Raw genomic sequence first — 26,030 nt, forward strand, 5'->3', positions numbered from 1 at the left:
AGGAACTATCGTGAGAAAAATTATTATTGGTTCAAGGCGAAGCAAACTTGCACTAACGCAAACAAATTGGGTTGCAGATCAGTTGAAAAAACTAGGGGTTCCTTTTGAATTTGAAATAAAGGAGATCGTCACGAAGGGGGACCAAATACTGGATGTCACTTTATCAAAGGTCGGAGGTAAAGGGCTTTTTGTAAAAGAAATTGAGCAAGCAATGTTAAATAAGGATATCGACATGGCTGTACATAGTATGAAGGATATGCCGGCAATACTTCCTGATGGTCTAACAATAGGCTGTATTCCGGAGCGGGAGGATCATCGCGATGCTCTTATTTCGAAAGGCTATATGACTTTAAGGGATTTACCAAAAGGTGCGGTAATTGGCACAAGCAGCTTACGAAGAGGAGCGCAATTATTAGCGGAGCGGCCAGACCTCGAAATTAAGTGGATACGCGGGAATATTGATACACGTTTAGAAAAGCTGAAAACAGATGATTATGATGCAATTATTTTAGCAGCAGCGGGCTTGTCAAGGATGGGATGGAGCGCCGATGTGGTTACGGAATACTTGGAGCCGGAAGTTTGCTTACCGGCTGTTGGGCAAGGTGCACTTTCCATCGAATGCCGCGCAGATGATTATGAGCTGCTAGAACAATTAGCAAAATTAAATTCGCAAGAAACTGCTGTGACTGTAACTGCTGAACGTGCCTTTCTCCATAAAATGGAAGGAGGTTGCCAGGTCCCTGTTGCGGGATTTGCGAAGCTTAGCGATCAACAAATTTCCTTAACTGGATTAGTTGCTTCACCCGATGGCAAAACAATCTATAAAGAAACGGCTACCGGAAAGGATCCTATCAAGTTAGGTGAACAAGTAGCAGAAATGTTAATTGACCAAGGTGCGAAATTGTTGATTGATCAGGTAAAACAGGAGCTTGATCAATCATGATCACTTTACCGCTAAAGGGTAAAACAGTTTTTATACCCCGAAGCGGTAAACAAGGGAAGGAATTAAGCAAAAGGATTGTCCAATTAGGAGGAGAGCCTTACTGCATTCCTCTCATAGAATTTAGAGAAGGCAAGGATCCGAATGGACTTCAATACTTAAAAAGTTTAAACCAATATGATTGGGTTATTTTTACCAGTCAGAATGGCGTAAAATTCTTTTTTCAGCAGCTCGGTAAAAATAATATTACCCTTTCTCCTCAAACGAAAATAGCAGCAGTGGGAGAAAAGACGAAGGACGCTTTACAGAAACATCAATTCCAAGTATCTTTTGTTCCTACTTTATTTTCTGCAGATGATTTTGCTAAAGAATTTGACGATGATGGCATGCGTCCAAAGAAAGTCTTAATTCCTAAAGGAAATCTTGCCAGGGATATTATTGCTAAATCTTTAATATCAAAAGGCTGGACAGTTGATGAATGGATTATATATGATACTATTTTTCCTATAGATAGTAAGGAAAAATTAGCATCTTTACTTGAACATGTCAGGCTCGATTATGCATTATTTACGAGTCCTTCAACCGTTCATCATTTTATGGAGATAGCAAAAGAGCCAAAGCTTGAAAAAAAGGCTAAAATGATAGATTTCATTAGTATCGGCCCAGTAACAAAGAAAGCTATAGAAGGTTACGGCTGGAAAGTTACAGCGAGTCCGCAGAAATATACGGTTGATGCTATGCTTGATAGTTTGTGCAAATTAATGACAAAACGGGAGGAATTAGAATGAAAGACTTGCAGTTTAAACGACATAGAAGACTTCGCAGCTCAGCAAATATGAGGGCACTTGTTCGCGAAACACATTTACATGTAGATGATTTTATTTATCCTATCTTTGTAGTGGAAGGAGAAAATATTAAGAAGGAAGTACCTTCCATGCCAGGTGTGGATCAAATTTCTTTGGATCATTTGAAAGCGGAAATGGACGAGGTCGTATCCCTTGGCATTAAATCTGTTTTATTGTTTGGTGTGCCTGTGGAAAAGGACGAAGTGGGAACACAAGCTTTTCATGATCACGGTATTGTACAAGAGGCTACCCGTTTTATCAAAGAACATTATCCAGAGATAATCATTGTTGCGGACACATGCTTATGTGAGTACACAGACCATGGTCATTGCGGTGTGATTGAAGGCGGAAAAATTTTAAATGATCCGAGCCTGGATTTACTTGCAAAAACGGCAGTAAGTCAAGCACAAGCTGGTGCTGATATTATTGCTCCATCTAATATGATGGATGGATTTGTAGCGGTTATTAGAAAAGGCTTAGATGAAGCTGGCTTCGAAGATGTGCCAATCATGTCCTATGCAGTAAAATATGCATCCGCATTCTATGGCCCATTCCGCGATGCGGCTGGGAGTGCACCGCAATTTGGTGATAGAAAAACCTATCAAATGGATCCTGCCAACCGCTTAGAGGCATTAAGAGAAGCACACTCTGATGTGGAGGAAGGCGCTGATTTTCTTATTGTCAAGCCAACATTATCTTATTTAGATATTGTACGTGATGTGAGAAACGAATTTAACTTGCCTGTCGTTGGCTATAATGTTAGTGGAGAGTATTCAATGGTTAAAGGGGCAGCACTGAATGGCTGGATTGACGAAAAAACAATTGTACTAGAAATGCTAACTAGTATGAAACGTGCAGGCTGTGATTTGATTATTACTTATTTTGCAAAAGATGCCGCACGTTGGCTTGCAGAATAAGGATGAAAGGGTGAGTGGAAAATGCGTTCATTTGAAAACTCTAAAAAAGCATATAAAGAAGCAGTTACGCTAATGCCTGGCGGTGTAAACAGTCCTGTTCGTGCATTTAAATCAGTAAAAATGGATCCAATTTTTATGGAACGAGGCAAGGGCTCTAAAATTTACGATATTGACGGCAATGAATATATTGATTATGTATTATCATGGGGCCCATTAATTTTAGGACATGCTAATGATCAGGTTGTATCAGCTCTTAAAAAGGCAACAGAAAATGGTACTAGTTTTGGTGCACCTACCTTATTAGAAAATAAGCTGGCGAAACTAGTTCAAGAACGAGTACCTTCTATAGAAATTGTCAGAATGGTTTCGTCTGGTACTGAGGCAACGATGAGTGCATTGAGACTTGCCCGCGGGTATACAGGGCGAAATAAAATTATAAAATTCGAGGGATCTTATCATGGACATGGTGATTCCTTATTGATTAAAGCAGGTTCAGGTGTAGCTACACTTGGATTACCGGATAGCCCTGGTGTACCAGAAGGAATTGCGAGCAATACAATTGCAGTTCCTTATAATGATTTGGAAGCAGTTCGTGCTGCTTTTGAGCAATTCGGAGAAGATATTGCTTGTATTATTGTCGAACCAGTAGCAGGAAATATGGGAGTAGTGCCTCCTCAGCCAGGATTCTTAGAAGGATTACGGGAAGTAACGAATCGATATGGTGCTTTATTAATTTTTGATGAAGTAATGACAGGCTTCCGAGTTGATTACCATTGTGCACAAGGATACTTTGGAGTAACACCTGACTTAACTTGTCTAGGAAAGGTTATTGGTGGAGGACTTCCGGTAGGTGCCTTTGGAGGCAAGGCTGAAATTATGGAAAAAATAGCACCAAGCGGCCCTATCTATCAGGCTGGAACCTTATCGGGAAATCCACTGGCTATGACAGCCGGCTATGAAACCTTAATTCAATTAACACCTGATTCCTATAAAGATTTTATTAGAAAAGCAGATAAGCTTGAAGAAGGTTTACATCAGGCGGCATTAAAATACGACATACCTCATACGATTAACCGTGCGGGGTCGATGATTGGAATCTTTTTAACCAACGAGAATGTAATCAATTACGATACAGCTAAAACATCGGATTTAGAGTTATTTGCTGCCTATTATAGAGAAATGGCTCAAAATGGTGTGTTTCTACCGCCATCACAATTTGAAGGTTTATTTCTTTCAACTTCACATACAGATGAAGATATTGAAAAAACGATTGCTGCAGCAGAAAAAACCTTTAATATTATACGAGGATAACACAAAAAACCACAACGGAATGTTGTGGTTTTTTTTGATAGTAATAAACTTAATAATTCATGAATATGTTTGTTATAAAGTTAATTGGTAGGCTGTTTCCGTATAAATTATTGCTTTTTCGTCATTTGTTTTAAATCCTAATCTAGACTCAGATTCGGGGCATCTTTTCTTAAAAAAAGACACTTTTCTTTAACATGAATGTTAAGAAAAAACGGTTTTCCTATTTAAAAGCAACAAGTTTAAGAAAAGAGCCTTTGCTAAGATTCATATTTTGTTTGCTTTTATCATAGAGTGTTAATGACATTATGACTTACTTTTTGTATAGGAATTGAAGGGAGGAAGCCGCTTTGTCCGAAAATCAATCGTCTTTACGATTTTCATTAGAGGAATCTGTTTGGTTTAAAAGGGGACAGGAAGTTGAAGAGCTCTTATCCATATCTTTGGATCCTCATATTACAATCCAGGAACAGGAACAATATATTATTATTCAGGGGAAATTATTTTTAAGTGGTGAGTTTAGAAATAATGCAGAAGTTGTGGATGAAGAAGAAGTATCATGGCAAAAAAAATATGTTCATACATTAGAATATCGTGAAGAAGAAGGGGTGTATGAGTTTAATCATCAATTCCCTGTTGACATAACTATTCCAAAAGAAAAGGTAGAAAATGTATCTAATTTGGATGTAACAGTCGACTCTTTTGACTACGATCTGCTTGATAACCTTTGTTTAAAGCTTAATGCGGACTTAACCATCTCAGGATTACGAAATGAAGAGGAGGATAATTCAGTAGAAGAATTGCAGCAGGTTTCTTCATACCGTAATCAAGTTGATACAGATCAGGATGATGAAAATGGTGAATTGGAATATGACTCGTCAAATCCAGTTGATTTAGAGGAACAATATCATGAGGACGAAGAACTAATTCCCATCTATAATCTTTCTCGAAACGATAATGCCGACTACGATGATGAGGAAGCGGAAGAGGAAGAGGAGGAAGAATTATATCAACCATTTAACGTAGAGGTCAGAAAAGACCCTAATGAAGATGTATACGATTCAGATGAACAAGGGCCATCCGTAGCATTTGATGTTCACCATACAAATCCGCAAAATCAGAATCCCTATAATGTTTATCCATTTTCACAATCGCCATTGGATGAATCATTGGAACGTAAAAAGAAGAAGGCAATCGAAAAGGATGAAGAATCTTCATCGTTTACTGAGATAGAATTGGTGCATGATGAATCTCCTAATAAACATTACGAAGAACTTACTTTTGAGGAAAAAGATATTGTAGAAGAAGTGGAAGTAACAGATGAAAGTAAGAAGAAAAAGAAAAAAACCAAATATGAATCCATATCTCTTACAGATTTTTTTGCGCGCAAACAAGAAGAAAAAGCTGCAAAGTTAAGGATGTGTATTGTCCAATCAGGAGAGACACTAGATTTTCTGGCGGAAAAATACAATATCAGTGTTCAGCAAATTTTAAGAATGAACCATATGGAAACAAATCAAAGTGTTTCAGAGGGTCAAGTTTTATATATTCCTTCATACGCGGGTAAAAAATAATAAGCGAGTTGTATATATAAAGAAGGTGAGTAAAGGCTGAAACTTTTTCTCACCTTCTAGCCTACGATAAAAGAGGAATAGTTTTACGTATCGAAGTCCCACCTCCAAAAGTAGGATGTATTTGCATAAATGAATTCGCTGTTCTTGGATAGCAGGTGGTGGAATGAAAGATTCATCCTTTGATGAAATGACAGCAATTGTTAACCAATATGGAATAAGAGTGAAATATGCCGAGCAGTACGGAAAGACGTGGAAGGTTTATTCCGACAACGGCATTTATGCATTAAAGAAAATACTTCCGCAAAGCGGTATTGATTTCGTCCGAAATGTTCAAGCCTTATATCAACGAGGCTATAATCGTATAGTTCCAATCTATCCAACGATGGATGGAAGGTATGCAATTTTGGAGCAAAATTATTTGTTCTATTTGATGCCTTGGCTTTCCAATGAAGAAAAAGAGGATCGAAATGAAAAACACCAAAAAATGTTCAGAGAGCTTGCCAGACTTCATACTCTATCAATGAAAAACATACCGATAGAGGCGGAAGAAAGAAAAGCACATTTTGAAAATACTCTGGACGGGTGGGAACGGGAAGAAGAATTTTTAACGGAGTTTCTTGAATCTAGTGAAAAGAAATGGTATATGTCACCTTTTGAATTACTATTTTGCATGTTTTACAATGACATTAGAAGAGCACTTGATTTTTCAAAAAAGAAGCTTGAGGAATGGTATGAAAATTCTAAAGAGGTAAAAACAGGCAGAACCGTCATAACACATGGAAAAATATCGACAGAGCATTTTTTATACGATGATAGAGGTTACGGTTATTTTACTAATTTTGAAAACTCAAAAATTGCTTCTCCAATTCAAGATCTATTACCGTTTTTATCAAGAACTCTGCAAACATATCCTAAACGATTTGATGAATGTATCGATTGGATTTACACTTATTTTGGACATTTCCCATTTAAAGAAGATGAGAAATTATTATTTTTAAGTTATTTAGCACATCCTGGCCCAATTTCCAGAACAGTTCAAGAATATCGTCTGCAAAGGTCCAAAAAAGCGGAGATTAAATTTGTGAAGGAATTGCAAAGTCATTATTGGCTGCTTAAAAACACAGAATATGTTGTCGTTAGAATGAATGAAATGGAAAATAGAGTGCAAATGGCAGAAACGGAACCCAAACCTAAGGATTAAGAAGGTTTGGGTTATTTTATTGTATCGACTGTCTAGCGTAAGCAGATATCGGCTAGCGGATTTCTCCCTCTCCTCCCTACGATAAGTCAACATCAGCTCGTGAACTGCCTCACTGTGTTTCCTTTATCTCGAGGTGAGCGACTACGAAATCCGTACGGCGATGGGCAAGCCTTCCACATTTCTTAAAACCATTCAAAATAAAAAGCAAGGGCAATTAATATAAAGATTGCTAATAGTAATACATCAAAGGTTGTAGGAATGAGTATGGTGCGAATACCTTGGAATATGGCAAATGGAATAATTAATTGTTTACATATTCCTTTAATTGTTTTCATCCACGATTGAAATGTGTATTGATTAAACTTTTTTTTCATCTCCTCACCTTCCACAGCTTGATACCATATAAAATATGACAGAAAGATAATTTGGTGAATCCGCCTAAGAGTAATCATCGCTTTTCCATGTTTTCTGACCGTATAAGACAAAAGATGTGCAATTTAAAGTAGTGAACAAGAATATTTTTTAAAAAAATAGGAAAAAATAATTGACTATAGTCACTGAAATTCGATACTATATAGAAAAAAATAAAATAAAAAGCATTGATTGGGAAGAGTACGATTGTAGTCAACTTCAAGAGAGGGAAATTGTTTGCTGAAATATTTCCTAAGTTTGACAGATTGGAAGGTCGCCCATGAGCAGCTTCAGTGAAACATTGTAGTAATTGAAGCCGGTGAAAAGCCGTTATTCGTTTTAAGTGCCAGACATTTATTTTTTTATGAATGTCTGTGAAAAAAGGTGGTACCGCGAATCCGCTCCCTTCGTCCTTTTGACGTAGGGAGCTTTTTATTTTTCAGAAGGTACTATGAAGAAAGTGAGGAACGAAGATGGAAGAAAATGAATTAAAGATGTCGACGAAGTATGAACCGAAAGCTGTTGAAGACGGTCGATATGAATGGTGGATTAATGGAAAGTTTTTTGAAGCCAAGGATAACCCAGAGAAAAAGCCTTATACAATTGTTATTCCGCCGCCAAATGTAACAGGAAAACTTCATTTAGGCCATGCTTGGGATACCACCCTGCAAGATATTTTAACGAGAATGAAAAGAATGCAAGGTTACGATGTATTGTGGCTCCCTGGAATGGATCATGCAGGTATTGCCACTCAAGCAAAAGTAGAAGGAAAACTTCGTGAAGAAGGTAAAAGCCGTTACGATCTTGGCCGTGAGAAATTTCTTGAGGAAGCCTGGAAATGGAAAGAAGAGTATGCTGCATTTATTCGTAAGCAATGGGCAAAACTGGGACTTGGCTTAGACTATTCCCGTGAACGCTTTACCCTTGATGAGGGATTATCAGAAGCAGTTAAAAAAGTATTTGTAACTTTGTATAAAAAGGGACTAATTTATCGCGGTGAATACATCATTAACTGGGATCCAGCAACGAAAACAGCCCTTTCCGATATAGAAGTTATTTATAAAGATATTCAAGGTGCCTTTTACCATATGAATTATCCGCTATCTGATGGTTCAGGTAGTATCGAAATAGCCACAACAAGACCAGAGACAATGCTTGGTGACACTGCAGTTGCTGTTCACCCTGATGATGACCGCTATAAACATTTAATTGGAAAGACGGTTATCTTACCGATTACAGGACGTGAAATTCCGATTGTTGGCGATGATTATGTTGACATGGAATTTGGTTCTGGTGCAGTTAAAATTACCCCTGCACATGATCCGAATGACTTTGAAATCGGCAATCGCCACAATCTTGCTCGTATTTTAGTTATGAATGAAGACGGTACAATGAATGAAAATGCCGGTAAATACGAGGGATTGGATCGTTTTGAGTGCCGTAAACAGATTGTAAAAGACCTTCAAGAGCAAGGTGTATTATTTAAAATTGAAGAGCATATGCACTCAGTTGGTCACTCTGAACGTAGTGATGCTGTTGTAGAACCATACCTATCAACACAATGGTTTGTAAAAATGGGTCCGCTTGCCAAAACGGCTATTGAATTGCAACAGCAAGAGGATAAGGTTCATTTTGTACCGGAACGCTTTGAGAATAATTATTTACGTTGGATGGAAAATATTCACGATTGGTGTATATCAAGACAATTATGGTGGGGACACCGAATTCCTGCTTGGTATCATAAACAAACAGGAGAAATCTATGTTGATGTAGAGCCTCCTCAAGACATCGAAAATTGGGAACAGGATAATGATGTTCTTGATACTTGGTTCAGTTCAGCATTGTGGCCATTTTCGACGATGGGCTGGCCGAATGAAGAAGCTGCTGATTACAAACGTTATTATCCGACAGATGCATTAGTTACAGGCTATGACATTCTTACATTCTGGGTTTCAAGAATGATTTTCCAAGGCTTAGAATTTACAGGAAAAAGACCGTTTAAGGATGTATTAATTCATGGTCTTGTTCGAGACGATCAAGGAAGAAAAATGAGTAAATCATTAGGCAACGGTGTTGACCCAATGGATGTTATAGATCAATATGGAGCAGACGCTTTACGCTATTTCCTTGCTACCGGAAGTTCACCAGGTCAAGATTTACGCTTCAGCATTGAAAAAGTGGAGTCTGTATGGAATTTCGCGAATAAGATTTGGAATGCATCTCGTTTCGCCTTAATGAATATGGAAGGCTTAAAGTATGATGAAATTGATTTAACAGGCGAAAAAACTGTAGCAGATAAATGGATTCTTACCCGCCTTAATGAAACGATTGAAACAGTTACAAAGCTTGCTGAAAAGTATGAGTTTGGTGAAGTTGGCCGTGCCCTTTACAACTTCATCTGGGATGATTTCTGTGATTGGTATATTGAAATGGCAAAGCTTCCTTTATATGGGGAAGATGAAGCTGCTAAAAAGACAACAAGATCAATCTTGGCATATGTTCTCGACAATACGATGAGATTGCTTCATCCATTCATGCCATTCATTACCGAGGAAATTTGGCAAAACCTTCCTCATAGTGGCGAATCTATTACAACTGCGAGCTGGCCGCAAGTAAATCTCGATTTCCATGATGAAAAAGCGGCAAATGATATGAAACTCTTAGTTGAAATTATTCGTTCCGTACGTAATATTCGTTCCGAGGTTAATACACCGCTAAGCAAAAAGGTTAAAATCTTTATCAAAGCGAAAGATGAAACCATACAAGAAACACTTAATAATAATACAGCTTATATCGAACGTTTCTGCAACCCTGAGGAATTAGTGATCGGAATCGATATCAGTGCTCCGGATAAAGCGATGACAGCAGTTGTAACAGGAGCTGAAATTTTCCTACCGCTTGAAGGATTGATTAATATTGAAGAAGAACTCGCAAGACTACAAAAAGAATTAGAAAAATGGAATCAAGAAGTAGAGCGTGTTCAAAAGAAACTAAGTAATGAAAAGTTCTTAAGTAAAGCACCGCAAAAGGTAGTAGAGGAAGAGCGTGCAAAGGAAAAAGATTATCTGGATAAACAAGCGGCAGTTAGTGCCAGAATTTCCGAATTAAAAGGGGAATAATAACGTAATAATGGAAGGCGAATCACTTAAGGGATTCGTCTTCCATCTATTTAAAAAGAAGGTGCAAAAACTAATGACTACATACGATGAAGCGTTAGAATGGATATTATCGAGATTGCAATTTGGTATTAAACCTGGGCTAGATAGAATGAAATGGATATTGGAGAGACTGGGTTCACCTGAAAAGGATTTAAAGGTTATCCATGTAGGCGGAACAAATGGAAAAGGATCAACTGTCACTTTTATCCGATCCATTCTAAATGAAGCCGGTTACAAAGTTGGTACTTTTACATCTCCATCCATTGAAACATTTAATGAACGTATCAGCATTAATGGTGTTCCCATCTCCGATAATGAAATGGTAGAGTTAGTTCGTATTATAAAGCCTTTGACAGAGGAATTAGAAACAACTGATCTCGGGAGCCTGACAGAGTTTGAGGTAATTACAACCATGGCTATTTATTATTTCGCAAGGATAAATCCAATGGACTTTTGCGTTTTCGAAGTTGGCCTTGGAGGTAGATTGGATAGCACTAACATCTTAGAACCAATTCTAACCATCATTACAACTATTGGATTTGATCACATGAATATTTTAGGTGATACCATCGAAAAAATAGCATTTGAAAAAGCAGGAATTATAAAAAGCGGAATCCCATTAATAACTGGAGTAGAACAAAATAGCGCACTTTCCGTCATTACTGAAAAGGCAGAGAAAATGAAAGCGGATGTAAAAATCCTTAACAAAGATTTTTATGAATCTAATCGGCTTTCCGTAAATACGGGAGAAAGGTTCACTTTTTCCGTGGACGAAGTAACTCTTAAAAATCTTGAAATTAAAATGTTAGGTGAACACCAGGTTAAAAATGCAGCATTGGCCACTATGGCAGCTCTTCTATTAAATATTCAGGAGAAGCATATTAGGAATGGATTATTAAAAGCATTCTGGCCGGGAAGGTTAGAGATTGTTCAAGAAAATCCCCTTATATTAATAGATGGTGCACATAATCCTGAAGGTGTTGAAGTGCTGGTTAAGGCGGTAAAGGAACGTTATCAAGACAAAAAGAAAAAGGTATTGTTTGCGGCATTGCGAGATAAGGACTTAACCAAAATGTTTAAGGAACTTCGGAAAATAAAGGGAGAATTTTATTTTACACAATTTAACTCACCAAGAATAGAAACTGCCCAAAATTTAGCGAAAATAAGTTTAATAGAAAATGGGAAAGCATATGAAGAATGGCAACCAATTCTTGCAGATTTAATGAAGAGTTTGGGTGACGATGAAATGCTTATCATTTGTGGCTCTTTATACTTTTTAGCTGAGATAAAGCCCTACTTAAAAACTTATTTAGAATAAGGTTATCACCTGTTTGATAGTGACATTCTTATAGCTATTTGGTAAAATATTTTAGAACATTATGACTAATTAACTAGGAGAAAAGGAGGGAGAAAAATGAAATTAAATAATAAATTGTCGATTATCCTATTACTTTGGTTTTTAATAGTGCCAATCGGCGTATTTTATACCTTTCAATTTTTCCCTCCAAAACCTGTAGATGTACCTGTGATTATCGCTTTTTGTGTATTGGCAGGTATTGTTTCCTATTTTCCGATTCATATTAATTCAAGCCCCATATACATTTTTCAATGGGTTAATATGGCGGGCTTTATATCCTATGGATTGTTTTTTGAATTAATTCTTACTCAGTTTTCCATAATAGTAGTTTTAATGTCGCTGAAGGTAAAAAAGGAAGAAGCATATCGATATCCTTATAATTCAATTATGTTTTTTGGAATATCTCTTCTTAGCGGCATTCTTTATTTTGCTATTGGAGGAAAAATAGGATTTACATCCCTTCAAGACAATATTCTTCCGATTATTATATACGCGATAGCGAATGTCCTTATTAATCATTTTTTCTTATATATATCGAATCCGTTTGTAGGAAAACGGATCAGCCTTTTCGAGCTAGATGTATTATGGGAATTATTGATTATCTGTATCGTAGTGCCGCTAAGTATTATTTTGTATTATTTAAATGAGCAGTTTTCGTATATTGCTTTCCTTTTAATTGGTCTCCCTTTTATGGGTTTTGGTTATGTAGTGAGGTTATATAATTCTTCCGAAAGATTTAATGATTATTTGCATAAAGCTGCGGAAATTGGCCATCAATTGAATGAAACCTTGGAGGTTGATGAGATTTTTGATCTTTTTATCCAGAAGGTTTCACAAACATTAACGGTCGATTATGCCTACATATTGGACGTACAAGGTGATGAAATGGTCCTTCTGCGCGGTATGGAAAATGGGCTTCAAATGCCAAATATTATTCCTCCAATTAAGAAGTATGAGGGGATAAGCGGACATGTATGGGCAACGGAAAAACCTGTTTTCTACAATAATAAAGGGGAATGGGAAAATATTGCCGACGGTTATATGCCTGAAAATATAGAGAGTATTTTATGTGTTCCTATTTTTAAAAATAAGAAGGTGGAAGGGGTTCTCTTTTTGGCTTCCACTAAGAGGGGGCAGTACGAAAAATATCAGCTGCCAATATTAGATATTCTTTGCTCTTATTTTGTCGTGGCTATCTCGAATGCAAGGCATTACGAGCAAACGAAGATGAATAGCGAGCATTGCCCTTTAACACAACTATATAATTATCGCTATTTTGATAATTTGCTAACCAATGAATTTTTGCTGCTAAATAAGGGGATCCGCAAAGAATTGTCTTTGATTATGCTGGATATTGATTCCTTTAAAATGATTAATGACACATTTGGACATCAAAGTGGAAATGATATCCTTGTCATGTTGGCAAAGCGAATAACAGGCTTGATTGGTAATCGCGGCATCGTTGCCCGTTATGGCGGAGAAGAATTTGTCATCCTTCTTAAGGATACAAGTAAAGCTGCGGCATTAAACTTAGCCGAATTGGTTCGTTTGACGATTGCTAATCGTCCATTTCTGTTTGAGAATTCATTAGATGAAAATATGGGAGAAGTCGAGGTACAAATTACCGTTAGTATAGGTGTTGCAACTGCACCTTATGACGCAGACGAGGCCATAGCTCTAATTCGCCATGCTGATCGTGCATTATATATTGGTGCGAAAAGAGCAGGAAAAAACCGGGTGGCGGAGTATGTGAAATAATACCATCTCTTTTTTAGGGGATGGTATTTATAATTTTATCTATCTTACAAGTAGATACCTAGTATAATAGTATTAGTAAACTATTATTTGTAATAGAAAATTTAAAGCATTACATAGAGGTGAAGAATGAATTTATTGATATCGCAAGTTGTATCTATAGTCATTTTTTCAATTGTTTTTTTAGCAATACCCATGAAAATAAAGGTTCGAAAAAAATTAATATTGATTCTCCTATCCATTTCTTGCTTTGGAATTGGAGAAATTACTTGGTATTTATTTGTTTGGTGGTTATCCGTACTAGTTGTTCTATTATTTATCCTTTGTATAACAATATTAATCGGTGTAAAAATCAACTGGATCGAAACGGATCAAATGAATCAGGATATCACTGCTGATAACCAAAATATACTGCCAACACCGATGTTTTCTTATCACCATTTATTAGAAAGATCTGCAGCTGCAGAAAACTTGGATTTTTCCAATAATGTATATCTGAAACCTGCTGAAATAGTGACGGAAGATGAAAGTAAATCTTTGCTGAGGGAGATTGCAGTGGCAACAGAAATACCGTATGAAGATAACGCCTTAAAAATACATAACGTTTCGAATACTGATGTTAATAGTGATTTAAAAGTTACATACAAAGAAAGCCAAGCAAATACAAATGATGATGACTTAAAGCTAATTTTTAGGAATCGCCAAAATTTATTAATGGAAAATGAAAAGCTGGATAATTTCGATATCATCGTAAATCAACATTCAGATACTATAGATCAATCCAATGTGTTAGAAAATATTCTTCAAGACAATAGCAAAAATCCTGTTAATGACGATTTGCAGCTTTTATACGACAGAATCAGGGAGGATAAGGAAAGGAGTTAAGTATGGCAAAGAAAAACATCGTTGTTTTTATAAGTATCATTCTATGTTCTACTATTTTTTTAATTATTCTTTCCCAATTAACTGTAGTCCCTCTATCATCTGTCCTTAGTAATGAAAAAGATTATTTAAAGAATACAAAAGTTGGATCCGTAAATATTAGTTCTTTGAATAGTACTAATGCCGAAGAAAAAGTGAACGCTCAAATTAATAATTGGAAAGCGAAAAAGAAAATACAATTATCTTTTTTAAATAAGAGAGTAGAACTACCTGATAATGTATTTATGTTTATGGTCTCTGATACGTTTAAATCCATCCAAAATGGAAAGGAAAATCCCTTATCGGTAGAAATTAATAATAATGAACTGGTCAGCTTATTTCGTCAGCTTGGAATGGTATCCATAATAGATGAAATAGATTTATCAAAATTGAAAGCGTTTCTGAAACAGGATGCTGCTAATTTAACCCTAACAGACCTGGATATAAATATGGAGAAATATCTAACTGGATATGATGAAATGAAACAAACAGTAATTTCTTCAAATGAGGTAGTAATATATAAGCCGAATTTTATTAATAATTGGCTGAAAGAACATAAAACGATTATATTGAAACCAAATAAGCTTTTTTCTTTTCAAAATACGGTAAAAGGTTTAACCGATGCTGACTCCTTGGGAAGACTATCCTCTGCATTATATAAGGCAATATTACAATCAAATATTCAGGTGGTGGAAAGAAACATTAGTCAGACAAAGCCTGATAATATACCTTTAGGATTCGAGGCAAATGTACAAGAGGATTTGGACTTGAAACTTTATAATCCTAATAGTGATGAAATAAAAATTATAAGTAAAAAAACAGCTTTTAATAAAATGAACATATCAATAATCGGACCAATGAGTCCATTGAAATATGTTATTTCTGAAGAGGATGAGCAAGTATATCCGCAACGGAAAATATTAGAATACGTGCCGACAAAAAATTTGGAGAGAACTATAAAAGGAAAAAATGGATACTCCATAGAGGTGTATAAGGAAGTATATTATCAACATCAATTATTAGAACGAGTGCTTGTTTCAAATGATTTTTATTTGCCGAAGGATGATGTTGAATATAAATGTATATCAAGTAGTGGAAATAGTCTTGAAATGGATAATAATCAATTGGCAGGGGATGGTAATGAGGTAACGGAAGATAATTCAAAAAGCGAAAATAATGTTAAAACTGAAGAAGATAAGTAAATAAGATCAAAATTGTCCGTGTCATGGTAAAAACCTTCATACTAGATGTCTAGAATGAAGGTTTTTATTGTATTATTGGTATTTGACTGGTAAAGAATCAATATTTATATTAAGGTCACCTGTGTTATCATTTGATTGAATTGGCTTATTTAAAATATAGATTGTAGCAGGTGCATTTCCACAACTGCCAACATTACGAATTATTTGTGCGTTGGTTGTTGATCCGCCATTTTCACCAACATCACTGCTGCCATAAACACAGATTGTGCCATTTACCGTAATATATTTGCTAGGACTATAAAAGTTACCGTTGATTGTAATAGATGAACCGTTATCCACGTTAATATCACCTGTAAAATCTGCACTACCATAAATTTTAATAGTTGAATTTGTTGATAATCTAACATTTTTAGAAAAATATACATTTTTTCCAAGTGTCAAATTTGATTCATTAAGCTCTAAGGAATTGCCGAAAGTAGTATTTCCTAATAATGTTAATTGAGATCCTTGAGGTAGAACTGCTTTATTGAACTTCGAATCACCACTTATGGTAAGTTTAGGACCAGTTGCTTTAAAACCTAAACTCTCATTAAAAAGTGCATTTCCACCGATATTTATTTCCGAATCCGGATTAAAAAAGACGGCTTTGGTGAATATAGCATCTTTTGAAATTGTAATCTTTGAGTTATTATTCATTGTTACATCATTAAATTGTGCATTTCCATTCACGGTATAATTTCCAGTTAAAGAAAGACTTTGATTAAAATATACATCAGTGTTTAGATTACAATTAGATAAATTTGAAGTACACTGATTTGGTATTTTTCCACTTAGTACTGGAGACAACGAGGGAAAGTTTCTATTACTATCACTAATTGAATCAAATTGACTTTTGCTTGTAAAGATTCCTTCTGAATTCCCACCAGATTCTCCTGTCCCATTTGGCACCGTCAATTTATACGTTTTATTCAATGTCTTAACAGAGTCTTTAAATATTCCCTGTGTCGATACAACTAATGTGATAATTGTATTCTTTTGAGAATCTAGGGTACTTGAAATATCAATCTTATTAATATTGTAGGAAAGATTATTATCTATCGTTCTAGATTTAATTAATGGATTTAATTGATCCTTTAATTGTTGCAGCAATTCATTTACATTTTTATAGTTCTTAGTTTGAATTACCTTTAGCAAGTATTTTTCAAACAAGTTGATTCCCATTTCGGCAGCGTTTGTTTTCTGCATTTCTATATCCGAAATATTTATCTGCTTTCGAGTATTAACAGAGAGACTGAATAGAGCAGTAATCAAAATAAAGGAAATTGTAAATATTAACAATACTATGATGAGCACATGGCCTTGATTTTTCTTAAGCAAAGATCTTCCTCCCTATAGTCGTCTTAATATCGTTGACAGTTGTACTTGAATTTTAGGGTTGGTATTATCGGTTATAGTAATATCAATAGCTGCGGGCTTATTTGTCATAATGGTATAGGAAGAACCTGGGTTAATGGCAGTACCGTCTATTCTAATGGAATATTTATAATTTTTTTCGAATGTATACATCTGATTTTGCGGAGAAGTTGATAGACTTAATTTATTATCATTTGTAATATTAATCGTATATTTATCGTTCTGTTGAAATAAGGTAGTCATGGTAGTTACGATAATATTTTCTTCTTGTTCTAAATTGGACTTTACCATATTATTTTTATAAAAATTTAATGCCATGTTCAAAGTGCTAAATGCAATAATAAGTACAATGGTTCCAATCGTAATGGCGGCAAGTAATTCAATGATTGTTAAACCCATTTGGTTCTTGTAAATCTTTTTAAAATAACCCATCATTGTACCCCTTCTAAATAACCAAAAGTATGAGAAAGTAGCTTATCCTTATTCTTAGAATTGTAAATCTTTATTTCTACTCTATATAAATTTACAAGTTTTTCTTCATTGTTTTGTGTAAAAGTAGCAAAAGGATATAAATGATCATTTGTGAGATTATAGTTTGATAAGTCTACATCGGCATCTGGGGCTGAGACCTTAATTTTATTCGACTCAAGATATGCCAATGTTTTTCTAGCGAGGTTTGTTGCTTTTAAATTTATCTCATTGTGGGCAGTAAACGAATAAGATTGACCAAATATTCCGAAAGTGCATATAAGGACTATTGCCAGTAATGTGATTGCAGCAAGAACTTCGACTAGTGTAAATCCTTTTTCATTGTTTAAATGATTCTTCATTATATTAATACCTCGCAAAAAGATTTTGCTTTACCTGATACAATTTTCCATATTTCTATTTTATAATGTATTGGTATAAATGTACTACTATTTTTTGAGAGTAGGGATTACATGGTTAGAAAACGATTAGGAGATTTACTTGTTGATGTTGGTGAAATTACAAGAGACCAGCTATCAGAAGCATTAAATGCTAAAAAAGACGGGCAAAAACTTGGGGATGTATTGGTAGAAAGAGGTTTTATAAATGAACAGCAATTAATTGAAGTGCTGGAATTTCAGCTAGGTGTTCCACATGTCGTTTTACATCGATATCCAATTGATACAAGTTTAATAAAACTAGTTCCTATTGAATTTGCAATCAGAAATGTTGTTATTCCAATTGAGAAAAATCAACAGGAATTAACGGTAGCAATGAATGATCCGATGGATTATTTTGTGATTGATGATCTACGATTATCAACCGGGTTTCAAATCAAGCCGGTCATAGCTACAAAAGAAGAAATTATTGGGGCAATTCATAAATATTATCATTTTAATGAACATTTTGAAGAAGAGGAACTATCAAGTATCGTACCATTGAATCCGGAAGAAGCTCCTGCTGTCAAACTTGTCAATCAGCTATTTGCAACTGGTGTACAAATGAAAGCCAGTGACATACATATTGATCCTCAAGAGACAAAAGTAATCATTCGATATAGAGTTGATGGTGTATTAAAAACAGAAAGAATTCTTTCTAAGTCTATTTATCCTTCATTAATAGCTAGAATAAAAGTAATAGGAAATTTAAGAATTACAGAAAACCGTTTGCCACAAGACGGCCGTGTAAAATTAACAGTGCAACAAAGGCAAGTTGATTTAAGAATATCCATTCTTCCAACGATTAATGGTGAAAAAGTAGTTATTCGTATATTAGATTTACAAAATGTAAAAAAGAATATATCAGAAATTGGATTTAATAGAATGAATCTTCAATCCTTTGTTAAATTAATCGAGAAACCCTCAGGTCTTCTCCTGATTACAGGTCCAACAGGGTCCGGAAAAACTTCCACTCTGTATGCTGGACTGCATCATTTAAATTCTGAAGCGGTAAACATCGTAACGATAGAAGATCCTGTTGAATATCAACTAGAGGGAATAAATCAAGTACAAGTAAACCCGCAAATCGGACTCGATTTTTCAAAGGGATTACGTGCACTGCTGCGTCAGGATCCAAATATCATCATGATTGGGGAAATAAGAGACAGTGAAACAGTGGAAATTGCAGTAAGATCGGCATTGACTGGGCATTTAGTCCTGAGCACGATGCATACAAATGATTCTATTTCTACTATTCCGAGACTATTAGATATGAATGTTGAGCCTTATTTAGTTGTTTCGGCACTATCTGGTGTAGTTGCTCAAAGACTAGTACGAAAATTATGTAAAGATTGTACAGAACCATATGAGCCTACAATGATGGAAAAACAATTATTTGAGAAAAGAGGCTTGCAAGTTCAGACTCTCTATCGCGGCAAGGGCTGCTCCTCTTGCCGGCAAACTGGTTATAAAGGGCGATTGGCGATACATGAGCTTTTTATAATAGACGATGATATTCGTCATTTACTATATAATAATCAGAATATGGAAGAGATTAAGCTTGCAGCATTAAAAAAAGGAATGCTTTTCTTAATAGATGACGGATTGTTAAAAGCTAAGTCTGGGTTAACAACGGTTGATGAAATACTTAGAGTAACTTTACCGGACTAGGGGGATATACATGAAAGAAAAACTAGATGCAATATTGACCGCTGCATTTGAAATTGGCACTTCAGATATCCATTTAACGGTTGGAGTGCCGCCAATGATGAGGTTAAATGGAGAATTAAAAAAATTTGGACAAGAGCCGCTCAAGCCTAGTGATACAGAAGAAATGGCAAAAGCGATTATTCCTGATTCCATGTGGAAGCAATTTAAAGAAACAGGGGAACTTGATTTTTCCTATGGAATAGAAGGGGTTTCACGTTTTCGAGTGAATGCATTTCACCAACGTTCATGTATCAGTTTAGCTATTAGGGTTATTCCTACTAGAATCCCTACATTTGACGAATTAGGATTGCCATCGGTTCTTAGCGACCTTGCTATACAGCCCCAAGGTCTGATATTAGTGACAGGGCCAACCGGAAGTGGAAAGTCGACTACTTTAGCAGCGATGCTAGATAAGATGAATCGTACCGTTAAAAAACATATTATTACACTAGAAGACCCTATTGAATATTTACATAAACACGGGACATGTATCATTGACCAGCGAGAAATAGGGTTTGATACAAAATCATTCTCCAATGCCTTAAGAGCATGTTTAAGACAAGATCCCGATGTTATCCTCGTGGGTGAGATGCGGGATTTAGAAACAATATCAACGGCGATAACTGCTGCAGAAACAGGACACTTGGTACTAGCTACCTTGCATACAACGGACGCACCGACAACTATTGATCGAATCATTGATGTATTTCCATCAGAACAACAAGCACAAGTTAGAATTCAATTGGCTTCCGTATTACGGGCTATCATTTCGCAAAGATTATTTCAACATAAGCAACAAAATAGCAGAATTGGTGCCTTTGAGATTTTAATTAATAATCCTGCAATCCGAAATTTAATTCGCAATGAAAAAATCCATCAAATTCAAAGCGTTATGCAAACAAGTAAAGCAGCGGGAATGCAAACGATGCAAATGGCGATTCAAGCTTTAGTGGAACAAGAAAAAATTTCAGCAAATGACGCTAGACCATATTTATTGGATGGTGTTCTTTAATGGCAGTCTTTCAATATATCGGAAGGAATCGAAAAGGTGAAAGGGTAAAAGGCAAACTGAAGGCGGCAAATTATAATGAAGCCGTTTTAAAGATGAAAGAAAAAGGTATTGCGATCCGTTCTTTAACAGAATTAAAGGGAATATTGTATCGGGAAATTAATGTTATAAAGCCAAATATAAAGCATAAAGATTTAGTCATTTATATTCGTCAATTCAGTACATTGATTAAGGCGGGAATTAGCGTTGTTGATTCAACAAAAATTTTAGCGGAGCAAACAGTAAATCGTGTTTTAAAACAAACCCTTTACAATATATATGAGGATATTCAAACAGGAAAATCTTATACCGAAGCGGCTGAAAAATTTCCAACTATTTTTCCCTCCATGTTTATCAATATGATGAAAGCTGGGGAGGCTAGCGGTCAAATAGAGGAGATTTTGGAAAGAATGGCTGTTTATTTTGAAAAGCAGCATCAAACTCGGCAGAAAATTAAGGCGGCAATGTCCTATCCAATCATATTGGCAATTATATCAATAGCGGTAGTTATCTTTATGCTAGCTGTGATTGTTCCCAAATTTGCTGGCATGTTTGCTTCATTTAATGCAAAATTGCCAGCTTTAACATTGTGGCTGCTAAATTCTAGTCAATTTGTTGTCCATTATTTTTGGTTATTTATACTTTTTCTGCTGTTGTTGTTATTAGGATATTATTTATTGGAAAGGTCGAAAAATGGCAGCTTTTATTTGGACATGATAAAACTTAAAATTCCAGTATTCGGAAAAATTATCCAAAAAGCAGCTTTAGCAAGGATGACTAGAACTCTTAGCACATTATTTGCTTCTTCCGTTCCGATATTGCATGCAATCAGCATTGTGGAAAATGTCGTTGGAAATCAAGTGATTGCCAAAATCCTTGGCGAATCAAAGAATTATATAGAAGAGGGAAAGTCAATTGCAGAACCCATGAAGGATCATTGGGCTATTCCCCCTCTAGTTTCACAAATGATGATCATAGGCGAACAATCAGGAACAATAGACTATATGTTAGAAAAAGTTGCGGAATTTTATGAATCTGAGGTTGATCAGGCAACAGAGCAATTGAAATCTCTTTTAGAGCCTATGATGATTGTTTTTCTCGCCGGAGTTGTAGGAACGATTGTTGCGGCCATCACCATCCCAATGTATAGCGTGTTTCAAAATATCCAATAAATCGACTATCACTATAAAAATTATGTATAGATTAGTAAAAATATGTTGTAATAGCGATATTTGGAATAGTATAATGAGCTTAGATTTAAGATAGAAATTGGAAGCGAAGAAGAGTCATTTGTATATGGGCACTTGAATGGCTCGGAGCTTGTAGTGCAACCCGCCAATTTTATGTTTATTAACCTATTAACATCCTAGATTAATAAATATGAAGTTGGCTTTTTTATTACATATTTAAAGAAGGAGAAGAGAAAATGAGAAGCAGATTCCAAAAGGTAATGAAGAATCAAAAAGGGATGACTCTTGTTGAATTGCTTGCTGTAATTGTTATTCTTGCCATTGTTACGGCTATTGCGGTACCTAGTATTGGTGGAATAATAAATAAGAGCAAGGATGATGCACAGAAATCCAATGCATTAATGATTATTAATGCAGCAAAATTAGCAGTTGTTTCAAACAATGAAACAATAATGGGAAAAATAAATTCAACAGATCATAAGATAACTTTGCAAGACTTAGTAGATGAAGGTTTTCTTGATTCAGTACCTCAAAATCCGTATTTAAAAGAAACAACTTATACTGGTGATAAAAATTATGTAACCGTAACACAGGCAGGGAGTAAATATGTTTATACCGTTACTTTAGATAACAAAAGTGGAACAGGAAATACTACGACGTACGATGAAAAAGGTAAGGCTACAAAATAATGGTGGAAATTATAATAAATCAGGGCTCCTAAATGCCCTCTTTTTTTTGCCTAAATCTACTATTTAATTCTCTAATTATCAACTAATATATAGTATAATAATCATAAAATGAGGAGATTTTGTTGATTATAACAATGAATATATTTTGGACAATCTATTTTGCAGTAGTAGGTTTGATTCTTGGATCTTTCTTTAACGTAGTGGGCTTACGTATCCCTGAAAAAAAATCACTTATTTATCCAGGATCACAGTGTCCGCACTGTAAGCATAAATTGCGCTGGTTTGAATTAATCCCCGTATTTTCTTTTATTTTTCAATTAGGAAAATGCCGTTCGTGTAAAACATCTATTTCTTATATCTATCCTGTTATGGAGGCAATTACAGGATGCTTATATGCATTCACATATGCTAAATTAGGCTGGGGAATTGAGCTGCTATTTGCTTTATTGCTTTTATCATTAATAGTGATCATTACAGTATCAGATCTTGTTTATATGATTATTCCAGATAAAATTCTATTAGTTTTTACCGTAATATTTATTATCTTAAAGATTATGTTTCCTTCCGAACCTTGGTGGGACCCTATAGTCGGGGCTGTTTTTGGATTTGCCCTATTATTTCTAATAGCTATATTAAGTAAAGGTGCAATGGGCGGTGGAGATATTAAATTATTTTTTGTCCTTGGCATAATACTAGGGCTAAAATATACTTTTTTAACGTTCCTAATTGCTACTTTCCTTGGTGCAGTCTTTGGTATTTTAATGATGATTGCACGAAAATATAAAAAGAGAAAACCTATACCGTTCGGCCCTTTCATTGGTGCAGGTGCAATTCTATCATTTTTTTTCGGAGATAATATTATTTCATGGTATGTAAGCATGTTTATGTAATGGGGAGTGAAGTAAATGGACATACAACTATTTTCTAGACAGCATCGTTTACATTTAATGTTTACGGACCATTACGTTCGTTTTATCGTAACCGGTAAAAATAATCTTATCCTTAAATTTGGTCAAAAATGCTTGCCTAAAGGAGTTCTCCGTGGTGGACTAATTGAAGATGCTCCCACATTAAGGACTTTACTGGAGCAATTTCTCTACGAAAATAAAATTAGAAGAATGCCTACATATTTGTGTCTATCGGATGGACATACCATTGTAAGAAAGGTGCTTGTTCCAGAGGAGGTTCCTACAGAAGAAATTAAAGGCTATCTTTACATGTCTGTCGGGGAGAGCCTGCATTTGCCATTTGAAGATCCGCTTATTGAAGCAGTAGAATGGAAGGCAGGTCAAGATCATCGTGAGGTTTTAATGATTTCTTCACGTGAATCGGTTGTCCAGCAATATGTAAATCTTTTAAAAAAAATAAAATTAAAACCGGTTGTGATGGATTTATCCATTCTATCTTTATATCGTTTATATTATCATTTGGATCTTGCCAGCCGAGATGAGCATCTTTTAGTTGTTCAAATTCAATTAGCATACATCCAATTATCGATATTCTACGAACATAAACCATTATATGTTCATCAAATTCATTTTACTGATCAATTCGAATTAGAATTTCAATCCTCAAGATATACTTATGAAAATTGGGCAATGAAAGAGGATTCTCAAGTGAAAACAGGACAAATTCAACAAATAGAACGGGAAATCGATCGAATTCGAAACTTCTATCAATTTAATTTAACAAATGGTCAATATGAAATAAATAAATTATTAATAGCAGGAGAGCATCCTTATATTAGCCAGTACGTGGAACAATTAAAAGAGCATAGTACTATTAAGGTTCAACCCCTTACAGACTCATTATTCCAGACAAAAAAGAATATTAACATCCCACCCGTTTTTTCGGAATGCATCGGTTTAACATTAAAGTAGGTGTAAATGCATGCTAGTAGACATTAATCTTATAGAAAAAAAACACCGTCCCAATTTATTTTGGTTTGTCCTATCAGGGATTCTGATTATTTTGGCAGTCTCCCTAGCTATTTTTTATTCCTATTATACGTCTATAAAACAGCAAGAGGCAGTATTGAATAGCCAATTAATCTATGAAAAACAATTAAATAAAGTAAAACAAAATATTCCGATTGATAAAAAGCAGCAGGCTATCCTTGATTTAAAGAAGGCAATACAGTGGGCAAATGATTACCCCATTTCAACTGTAAGCATGTTAAAGGAAATCATTACGCTATTGCCAGAAAGGGGATTTATTACACATTTTTCTTTACGGGATGACCGCACAGTCCAATTAACGGTGCAATTTGATACTAGTAATGATGCAGCATATTATATGAGGCACTTAAATCAAGCTAAATTTGTTCGGGATGTGAAAATCGAAAATATAACTACTGCTGATATGAATGCATCCGATCAAAATATTTTGCCTAGATACTTTGCCCAATATACGATAATACTTAATGAATCTTATTTGAAAAATAAGAATGGAAAGGAAGAATAAAAGGTGGTCGGGAAAAATCTTAAAGTATTTATAACAATCATCATCTTCCTTTTATTTTTTATTACATCGACTCTTTTGTACATACAAAAAATAATCCCAACTAAAAGAAACATTCAATATATAAATTCAGAACTGCGAGATGAAAAGCTTAAATCTTTCCCGAAGGAAAAAACAGATCCTGCGCTCATAACAGATGCAACGAACTTGCAAACACAGCTTCCGGTTGTTTTGAATATGGACAGTTTTATATTAGAACTTGGAAAAGCGGAAGTCGCATCAGGGATTACGATTAAAAATATTATATTTGGGGATAACCAAAACCAAAAGGTTGGCGATTCGGATGTATCAGCATCCTTACCCAACTTCAATCAAAATTCTGAAGAGGAAAAAAAGAAAAGCAATGAAGATAATACTTTGCCTGATGGAGTAAAGAAAGAGCCTATTGAAATTATTCTAAAAGCGCCAACTTATTTTCATCTCTATCATTTTTTGGGGGAAATCGAATCACTTCCAAGAATTACAAGTGTTGATACCATTGATTTTCAAGGTCCAGCAGAAACCAGTACATCCATACAGGATAATTCCAATTCGATCGAATGTAATGTTACTGTCAGCATTTTTTATGACCCGGGATTGGAATCTATCTTAAAATCTGCACTTCCTAAGCTGGAAGTTCCTCCACCGAGCAATAAAGAGGATCCGTTGGTTTCTCGGGTTCAACCGGAAAAGTCAACATCTAACGAAGTAGATGAATCATTAATTCAAGAGGATAAGACGATGGATGGGGCTAAAAACACTAAACAATTCAAGGTAATTAAGCACGTTGTCCAACCTGGGGAAACCTTATTTACTATTGCAATGAAATACTATCATTCAAGAGATGGGGAAGAAATTATTCAGAAATATAACCACTTAACTAATACCACTGTATATTTCGGTACGACATTGCAAATCCCACTTCAAACAAAATAAAAATTTTGACGAAAACCTTCTTGAACAAGACGACAAAAGTCTTGTTCTTTT

23 protein-coding genes, 1 riboswitch and 1 other annotated feature are annotated in these 26,030 nt (G+C 35.2%); of the genes, 19 read left to right on the forward strand and 4 right to left on the reverse strand.

The window, feature by feature from the left end; all coding sequences use genetic code 11:
* Positions 1 to 10: 10 nt before the first annotated feature.
* From hemC to ysxE, 6 genes are all read left to right on the forward strand, one after another.
* On the forward strand, positions 11 to 943 hold the full coding sequence (gene hemC / locus AN964_RS07645; protein WP_055739106.1) for a hydroxymethylbilane synthase: 933 nt from the start codon (positions 11 to 13) through the stop codon (positions 941 to 943).
* The gene (locus tag AN964_RS07650; RefSeq protein WP_055739107.1) at positions 940 to 1,728 is read left to right on the forward strand and encodes a uroporphyrinogen-III synthase; all 789 of its coding nucleotides are present in this window, start codon (positions 940 to 942) and stop codon (positions 1,726 to 1,728) included. Before hemC ends, AN964_RS07650 begins: the two co-directional genes overlap by 4 nt.
* Positions 1,725 to 2,702, forward strand: a complete 978-nt coding sequence (gene hemB, locus AN964_RS07655; protein ID WP_055739108.1) for a porphobilinogen synthase — start codon at positions 1,725 to 1,727, stop codon at positions 2,700 to 2,702. Before AN964_RS07650 ends, hemB begins: the two co-directional genes overlap by 4 nt.
* Positions 2,703 to 2,723: 21 nt before the next feature.
* Entirely contained in the window at positions 2,724 to 4,013 is a 1,290-nt protein-coding gene (gene hemL / locus AN964_RS07660) for a glutamate-1-semialdehyde 2,1-aminomutase (protein ID WP_055739109.1), read from the forward strand.
* 347 nt (positions 4,014 to 4,360) lie between these two features.
* Complete coding sequence (locus AN964_RS07665; protein WP_055739110.1) at positions 4,361 to 5,584, forward strand: LysM peptidoglycan-binding domain-containing protein; 1,224 nt, start codon at positions 4,361 to 4,363, stop codon at positions 5,582 to 5,584.
* 163 nt (positions 5,585 to 5,747) lie between these two features.
* Positions 5,748 to 6,785, forward strand: a complete 1,038-nt coding sequence (gene ysxE, locus AN964_RS07670; protein WP_055739111.1) for a spore coat protein YsxE — start codon at positions 5,748 to 5,750, stop codon at positions 6,783 to 6,785.
* Between the two features lie 182 nt (positions 6,786 to 6,967).
* On the opposite strand, the gene AN964_RS07675 is transcribed toward ysxE, so the two are convergent.
* A complete protein-coding gene (locus tag AN964_RS07675; protein ID WP_055739112.1) occupies positions 6,968 to 7,159 on the reverse strand; it encodes a YszA family small membrane protein in 192 nt (63 codons plus the stop codon).
* Between the two features lie 216 nt (positions 7,160 to 7,375).
* Positions 7,376 to 7,614, forward strand: a binding site (T-box leader).
* Between the two features lie 55 nt (positions 7,615 to 7,669).
* On the opposite strand from AN964_RS07675, the gene AN964_RS07680 reads away from it, so the two are divergent.
* From AN964_RS07680 to AN964_RS07700, 5 genes are all read left to right on the forward strand, one after another.
* Positions 7,670 to 10,315 carry a valine--tRNA ligase gene (locus AN964_RS07680; protein WP_055739113.1) on the forward strand — a complete coding sequence of 882 codons (2,646 nt, stop codon included), beginning with the start codon at positions 7,670 to 7,672 and terminating at the stop codon, positions 10,313 to 10,315.
* Positions 10,316 to 10,388: 73 nt separating this feature from the next.
* Positions 10,389 to 11,672 carry a bifunctional folylpolyglutamate synthase/dihydrofolate synthase gene (locus tag AN964_RS07685; RefSeq protein ID WP_055741175.1) on the forward strand — a complete coding sequence of 428 codons (1,284 nt, stop codon included), beginning with the start codon at positions 10,389 to 10,391 and terminating at the stop codon, positions 11,670 to 11,672.
* A gap of 96 nt (positions 11,673 to 11,768) precedes the next feature.
* On the forward strand, positions 11,769 to 13,469 hold the full coding sequence (locus tag AN964_RS07690) for a sensor domain-containing diguanylate cyclase (protein ID WP_055739114.1): 1,701 nt from the start codon (positions 11,769 to 11,771) through the stop codon (positions 13,467 to 13,469).
* Positions 13,470 to 13,595: 126 nt separating this feature from the next.
* Entirely contained in the window at positions 13,596 to 14,351 is a 756-nt protein-coding gene (locus AN964_RS07695; protein WP_055739115.1) for a hypothetical protein, read from the forward strand.
* A 2-nt stretch (positions 14,352 to 14,353) separates the two neighbouring features.
* Complete coding sequence (locus tag AN964_RS07700; protein ID WP_055739116.1) at positions 14,354 to 15,589, forward strand: VanW family protein; 1,236 nt, start codon at positions 14,354 to 14,356, stop codon at positions 15,587 to 15,589.
* Positions 15,590 to 15,661: 72 nt separating this feature from the next.
* Here the strand turns inward: AN964_RS07700 and AN964_RS07705 are convergent, their stop codons facing one another.
* The 3 genes from AN964_RS07705 to AN964_RS07715 are packed head-to-tail and all read right to left on the reverse strand — an operon-like array spanning position 15,662 to position 17,832.
* Positions 15,662 to 16,966, reverse strand: a complete 1,305-nt coding sequence (locus AN964_RS07705) for a hypothetical protein (RefSeq protein ID WP_055739117.1) — start codon at positions 16,964 to 16,966, stop codon at positions 15,662 to 15,664.
* A gap of 12 nt (positions 16,967 to 16,978) precedes the next feature.
* Positions 16,979 to 17,434: a PulJ/GspJ family protein gene (locus AN964_RS07710; protein ID WP_055739118.1), complete on the reverse strand. Its 456-nt coding sequence runs from the start codon at positions 17,432 to 17,434 to the stop codon at positions 16,979 to 16,981.
* The gene (locus tag AN964_RS07715) at positions 17,434 to 17,832 is read right to left on the reverse strand and encodes a type IV pilus modification PilV family protein (protein ID WP_055739119.1); all 399 of its coding nucleotides are present in this window, start codon (positions 17,830 to 17,832) and stop codon (positions 17,434 to 17,436) included. Before AN964_RS07715 ends, AN964_RS07710 begins: the two co-directional genes overlap by 1 nt.
* A gap of 111 nt (positions 17,833 to 17,943) precedes the next feature.
* Here AN964_RS07715 and AN964_RS07720 point away from each other — a divergent pair, with 111 nt between their 5' ends.
* The 8 genes from AN964_RS07720 (at position 17,944) to AN964_RS27045 (ending at position 25,979) form a co-directional block, all read left to right on the forward strand.
* Complete coding sequence (locus AN964_RS07720; protein ID WP_055739120.1) at positions 17,944 to 19,578, forward strand: GspE/PulE family protein; 1,635 nt, start codon at positions 17,944 to 17,946, stop codon at positions 19,576 to 19,578.
* Positions 19,579 to 19,588: 10 nt separating this feature from the next.
* Positions 19,589 to 20,629 (forward strand): type IV pilus twitching motility protein PilT, encoded by a 1,041-nt coding sequence (locus tag AN964_RS07725; protein WP_055739121.1) that lies wholly within the window; start codon positions 19,589 to 19,591, stop codon positions 20,627 to 20,629.
* The gene (locus AN964_RS07730) at positions 20,629 to 21,837 is read left to right on the forward strand and encodes a type II secretion system F family protein (protein WP_055739122.1); all 1,209 of its coding nucleotides are present in this window, start codon (positions 20,629 to 20,631) and stop codon (positions 21,835 to 21,837) included. The genes AN964_RS07725 and AN964_RS07730 overlap by 1 nt, the downstream gene beginning before the upstream one ends.
* A 90-nt stretch (positions 21,838 to 21,927) precedes the next feature.
* Positions 21,928 to 22,011: riboswitch (cyclic di-GMP riboswitch) on the forward strand.
* An 80-nt stretch (positions 22,012 to 22,091) separates the two neighbouring features.
* Positions 22,092 to 22,544 (forward strand): type II secretion system protein, encoded by a 453-nt coding sequence (locus AN964_RS07735; protein WP_083489253.1) that lies wholly within the window; start codon positions 22,092 to 22,094, stop codon positions 22,542 to 22,544.
* Between the two features lie 134 nt (positions 22,545 to 22,678).
* Complete coding sequence (locus tag AN964_RS07740; RefSeq protein WP_055741176.1) at positions 22,679 to 23,434, forward strand: prepilin peptidase; 756 nt, start codon at positions 22,679 to 22,681, stop codon at positions 23,432 to 23,434.
* Between the two features lie 15 nt (positions 23,435 to 23,449).
* The gene (gene pilM / locus AN964_RS07745; protein WP_055739123.1) at positions 23,450 to 24,424 is read left to right on the forward strand and encodes a type IV pilus biogenesis protein PilM; all 975 of its coding nucleotides are present in this window, start codon (positions 23,450 to 23,452) and stop codon (positions 24,422 to 24,424) included.
* Positions 24,425 to 24,434: 10 nt separating this feature from the next.
* The gene (locus tag AN964_RS07750; protein ID WP_055739124.1) at positions 24,435 to 25,007 is read left to right on the forward strand and encodes a PilN domain-containing protein; all 573 of its coding nucleotides are present in this window, start codon (positions 24,435 to 24,437) and stop codon (positions 25,005 to 25,007) included.
* Positions 25,008 to 25,010: 3 nt separating this feature from the next.
* Positions 25,011 to 25,979, forward strand: coding sequence for a LysM peptidoglycan-binding domain-containing protein (locus tag AN964_RS27045; protein WP_055739125.1), 969 nt, complete (start codon positions 25,011 to 25,013; stop codon positions 25,977 to 25,979).
* Positions 25,980 to 26,030 lie beyond the last annotated feature (51 nt).

The sequence above is a fragment of the Heyndrickxia shackletonii genome (genome assembly GCF_001420715.1).
Taxonomy (GTDB): Bacteria; Bacillota; Bacilli; order Bacillales; family Bacillaceae_C; genus Margalitia; species Margalitia shackletonii.